The 4,100-nt window shown below is 62.2% G+C and carries 7 protein-coding genes; all 7 read left to right on the top strand.

Going from position 1 to position 4,100, the window contains the following annotated elements; all coding sequences use genetic code 11:
• Positions 1-88: 88 nt before the first annotated feature.
• The 7 genes from VZ95_RS29335 to VZ95_RS13790 all read left to right on the top strand — a co-directional run bounded on the left by VZ95_RS29335 (position 89) and on the right by VZ95_RS13790 (position 3,993).
• Positions 89-322 carry a Cro/CI family transcriptional regulator gene (locus VZ95_RS29335; RefSeq protein WP_045776360.1) on the top strand — a complete coding sequence of 78 codons (234 nt, stop codon included), beginning with the start codon at positions 89-91 and terminating at the stop codon, positions 320-322.
• Between the two features lie 68 nt (positions 323-390).
• Positions 391-1,611, top strand: coding sequence for a hypothetical protein (locus VZ95_RS13765; protein WP_045776361.1), 1,221 nt, complete (start codon positions 391-393; stop codon positions 1,609-1,611).
• The gene (locus VZ95_RS13770; protein ID WP_045776362.1) at positions 1,587-2,432 is read left to right on the top strand and encodes a hypothetical protein; all 846 of its coding nucleotides are present in this window, start codon (positions 1,587-1,589) and stop codon (positions 2,430-2,432) included. The genes VZ95_RS13765 and VZ95_RS13770 overlap by 25 nt, the downstream gene beginning before the upstream one ends.
• A 91-nt stretch (positions 2,433-2,523) precedes the next feature.
• Positions 2,524-2,865, top strand: a complete 342-nt coding sequence (locus VZ95_RS13775) for a hypothetical protein (RefSeq protein ID WP_045776363.1) — start codon at positions 2,524-2,526, stop codon at positions 2,863-2,865.
• Positions 2,862-3,080: a hypothetical protein gene (locus tag VZ95_RS13780; RefSeq protein WP_045776364.1), complete on the top strand. Its 219-nt coding sequence runs from the start codon at positions 2,862-2,864 to the stop codon at positions 3,078-3,080. Before VZ95_RS13775 ends, VZ95_RS13780 begins: the two co-directional genes overlap by 4 nt.
• Entirely contained in the window at positions 3,080-3,322 is a 243-nt protein-coding gene (locus VZ95_RS13785) for a hypothetical protein (protein ID WP_045776365.1), read from the top strand. The genes VZ95_RS13780 and VZ95_RS13785 overlap by 1 nt, the downstream gene beginning before the upstream one ends.
• Positions 3,319-3,993 (top strand): SAM-dependent DNA methyltransferase, encoded by a 675-nt coding sequence (locus VZ95_RS13790; protein ID WP_232302664.1) that lies wholly within the window; start codon positions 3,319-3,321, stop codon positions 3,991-3,993. The genes VZ95_RS13785 and VZ95_RS13790 overlap by 4 nt, the downstream gene beginning before the upstream one ends.
• Positions 3,994-4,100: the final 107 nt, after the last annotated feature.

Genomic DNA, 4,100 nt, shown 5'->3' on the forward strand with positions numbered 1-4,100 from the left:
GTGTGTTCCTACGATTGCATTCTCTCCATATCGGCAGGCTCAAAAAATTAACCTTGACGAAATTTAAGTTTGGCTTACATTTCAGCTCATGAACGAACTGAAATCCTATTTTTCGAGAAACCGGGGTGAGCGTGTCCGCATTGCGGCGGCGTTGGATATCAGTCCGGCGGCCTTGTCGCAGTGGGATCGTGTTCCTTCGGGGCGTGTTCTGGATATCGAGCGGCTCACGGGTATTAGCCGCTTCATTTTGCGCCCGGATATCTACGGTCCAGTAAGCGAGGTGATAACGGGGCAAGGCGTTTCCTCGAATAAGGTTGCATAGCGGGTTGAGGTACGAACCAGCCAAGTTGTAGTGTTGAAGATCGTTTCTCACCCTGTAGGAGTAATTCAATGTCGAATTCTGGCCCCATTTTCACCTTGCGCGCTGCCCTCGTGTCCGCTTACGGCGATGCGGATCGGGCCGATCTTGCCTTGAGGAAAGCCGGTTTTGCGCGGGTTATGCGGCGCAAGTGGTTGGAGGAAGATGACGGGCGCGCGGTGAGTATGCACACGCTGCACCGGCTGCTGGGGGTTGTGCCGGATCGGGTCGCGTTCCTGATCAATCTCGGGTTGGGCGATGGGCAGGATTGGCAGCGCTTCATGTGGCTTGGCCAAGCGATGGAGCGGACCGCCGGTGCCCAGCGCACGCTAAGCGGGCCGGGGCCGGAGCGGTTGGGCGGGTTGGTGGAACGCATGGCGGCCCTCAAGGCAGTTCGCCACGCCGAATATTGGATTACGCAGAACGGGCGGGAGCTTGCCGAAGAAGGTTTGAGCCTCGCGGCCTTTACTCTAATGGGCGATACGCAGTTTTTCGAGACGGCCGATTACATTCTTTACGGCCATAAAACCGAGGGGTGGGTTTCGGTGGTTCTCCCGGCTTCGGGGCCAGCCGTTATTGGGTGGGATTCGACGGCGGTTTTGCCCGAAGCGCTGGCCTGCCTGCTGGAATCGATGGCGGCGTGGGAGCGGGGGCAGGGCTGGCAGTTCCGCAACCGCATTAGCGATAGCACGCTAACCTACCCAACGCTGGCGATGGCCCAGCAGGAAGTGCAGCGCGCGCTGCGGTTGGCCCGCGTCAAGCGCGGCAGCGTGCGCGGTCTGTCCATCCGATCGGCAGAAGTGACGCCCGATAGGGCGAGCGCTGTGGTGGCGAAAATCCTAGGGATATGGCGCGACCATCATTTGGATGCCGAGGCGTTTGCGGCGCGGCTGCCGCGCGACGTGCAAGGCATGTGCTGCCTGTACCGTTTCGACGCGCGCGGGCTGCGGACGGACTATATCGGCTCCGAATTGCCCGCCATTTCCGGGGTGCCCTGGCGCGACTTAGAAGGCATGTCCTGCCAGGAAGAGCCCGGCAACCCTGAGTATCGCAGTTTTTGGATTGCACAATTGGTCGAGGGGTTGGGGCGGGGCAAGCCCGCAGGGCATGATATTCAAGTCGAGCATTCCGGCTCGACGGGGAGCTACCGGAGATGGTCGTTCCCGTTCAACCATCCTGAAGGGGGGGCGGGTCTATTGACCTATACCGCCGATGTGCGAGGGGCCGAATGCCTATTCAGATTGAACTCTTAAACGCAGAGCCGTTTGAAGCGGCCTTTTCCAATGATATGCAGCCGCGCGACCTGCTCGTGCAATACGGGCGAGTGCTGCGCCGGGTGATCGGGGGCATGCACGAAGATTTTGCTCTGCGCCCCTACCTCTGCGGCGATTTTGCCGATCTGCTGCGGGTGCAGCAGTTGGAACAGCCGAACGGGTTTGAACCGTTACTGCCGTTTCTCGTGCCGGATACCGCGCCGAATGTGGCGGGGCGTTGGCTGGCAATGGTGGACGAACAGGGTTTCGTCCGCGCTACCGTCGCCAGCCTCGCCACCTATATTCCCGAACGCGAAACCTTTCGAACGGTCTGCGAAGATTTGAGCCTGTTTCTCGCGGCTCCCCAAGTTGCCCGCGAACTTGGGGCCTATGCTACGTGCAGCGCACCAACAGCAGCTAAGATTTCGGGCCATGTCACGGTGCTCTCGGGCGGCTGGGTTCACCCAAAATGGCGCAAGCGCGGCCTGATCGGGGCAACGGTGCGGCTGATTATCATGGCGGCTTATGGGTTTGATACCCCTGATTGGGTTGTTGGCTTAATCGCGCCCGACCTGCCCATGAAGCTAACCGCCGATGGCTATGGTTTTCCCCGGCGCGATTCCGAGATTGTCCTGAATTTGCCGGGTTGGCCGATCACGCGCTTTACGCTTGGGGCGTTGAAGCGGTCCGAGGTCGAGGCCAGCCTGATCGAATATCGCCCGGCACGACCGGAACCCACGGCAGATGAGGTTGAGGCGGCGCGGCGCTGGTGGTTGGCAGCGCGGACGGATGCCGCCGGGCTGGCTTCCGCCGCTGAATAACTCTTTCCCTGCCTAGGGCCGCAGCCCGGCCCTAGGCCCTTTCCATCGATGCTTTTTTCAACGCGCGGATTTCCGCGCGCGGGGAGGTTTTATGTCTGAAAACAACAGCCTACCGCCCGATCTCGACGCGCGGATTTTGGCAGAAGCGGTGATCATGGCGCGGGGGCCGGAAGGGCCGGTGCGTGTGGCCTGGGCCGGGATCGCAGGGGGTGAGGTTACCGCCCTATCGATGGACCCATCGAAGCCCCCAGCGGAAATTCTACGTCTCAATGGCAAGGTGCAGCGCTTGACCTGGGAACCGCTGTATTTGCTGCCGGATTATCTAGGCTCGCCCGCCGTTCGCTGGGTTTCTCATTTGCGCTGGTTTCTGGCAGGGGCCGTCGCGGCGGCGCTGGCCTGCCTTGCGGCCTTCGGCACCGGCGGTGCGGTATGACCCGCGACGCCCTTTCTGTTTCCGAAGTCGTTCCGCCTGAAGGCGGTGTGTATCTGCGGTTGGATCTCCGCGCGGGGCTCCAGGGGGTTCTTATCCATCAGGATGAGGCGGCGGCGGTTGGGCTTTGGCGCGCTTTAGGGGCGCGGCTTGGTCTTTGGAAACCCCTTGCCGTTAGGGCTGTTGAGGCGGCCCGCCATTCCGGGGAGGTCTCCTAATGAGCGCCGATTCCGTTGAACTCGAAACCCGCATCGATGACCGCGCGCCGCCGTTTACCCCGGCGGGATGCCCGCTGAAACAGGTGGCGGATGCGGTAGCCTACCTGCGCGACTGGCACCGCTTCAAACCCGCGCACGATGGGCGAAACTGGCGCTTGGGCCGCCAGATTGTCACCGGGCGCGTGTTGGTCGATACCGCCCGGCGGCTTTCGACCCGGCTTACTGGGCGGCAGTATTCGTGAGCCGGGGTCTCACCTCTACGGCGGTTATGGCGCGGCGGGTCGAACCGCCCGATAGCTGGATTATTTCCCCGACCCCGCCCTGGGCAACCCGCGCGCTGTGCGAGCTTTTGGGCGGGCGGGTGGTTTTGTCGGGGTTGGTGGCGAGTGATCCGGCGTGCGGCGAACTCTATATGGCAAAGCCCCTGGCGGAATATTTCCGCGCGGTCATCGCCTCCGACGTGCATGATTATGGTGCGGGTCAGGACTTGGTCGAGGATTTCCTGTTTCCGGGGTCGGAATGGCTGGCCGATTGGATCATCACGAACCCGCCGTTCCGCCTGGGGCTCGAATTCGCGCTAGCGGCGCTGGCGCGGGCGGTTAACGGCGTCGCCCTGTTTATTCGGCTCCAATGGCTGGAATCCGAAGGGCGCTATTCCGAACTTTTCTCGCGGTTTCCGCCCAGCCTAATTGCGCAATTCGTGGAGCGTGTCCCGCTGGTGAAGGGTCGGGTAGACCCGGAAGCATCGGTGGCAACCGCCTATGTTTGGGTGGTGTGGGACAAGGCATACCAAGGCCCCACCCGCTTCGAATGGATAGCGCCCTGCCGCAAAAAGCTTGAGCGGGCTGACGATTACCCGCCGCGTGCCGACGCTGCGCCTGCGGCATTGCCGCTGTTTGGGGGTGCCGCATGAGCCCCTTATTCCGCTGCCGTGCTATCGCCGATCGCGGCCGCTGCCGCCGGGCGCTGCACAACCGCCAGGGCAAACCCCAGGCTTTCGAGCACGGCGGCCACCGTGCC

This window comes from Elstera litoralis, from assembly GCF_000963705.1.
GTDB lineage: Bacteria > Pseudomonadota > Alphaproteobacteria > Elsterales > Elsteraceae > Elstera > Elstera litoralis.

What these genes read in the sequence shown, in the direction of transcription:
- VZ95_RS29335 (WP_045776360.1), top strand. Translation starts at nt 89, where the DNA reads ATGAACGAACTGAAATCCTATTTTTCGAGAAACCGGGGTGAGCGTGTC.
- VZ95_RS13765 (WP_045776361.1), top strand. Translation starts at nt 391, where the DNA reads ATGTCGAATTCTGGCCCCATTTTCACCTTGCGCGCTGCCCTCGTGTCC.
- VZ95_RS13770 (WP_045776362.1), top strand. Translation starts at nt 1,587, where the DNA reads ATGCCTATTCAGATTGAACTCTTAAACGCAGAGCCGTTTGAAGCGGCC.
- VZ95_RS13775 (WP_045776363.1), top strand. Translation starts at nt 2,524, where the DNA reads ATGTCTGAAAACAACAGCCTACCGCCCGATCTCGACGCGCGGATTTTG.
- VZ95_RS13780 (WP_045776364.1), top strand. Translation starts at nt 2,862, where the DNA reads ATGACCCGCGACGCCCTTTCTGTTTCCGAAGTCGTTCCGCCTGAAGGC.
- VZ95_RS13785 (WP_045776365.1), top strand. Translation starts at nt 3,080, where the DNA reads ATGAGCGCCGATTCCGTTGAACTCGAAACCCGCATCGATGACCGCGCG.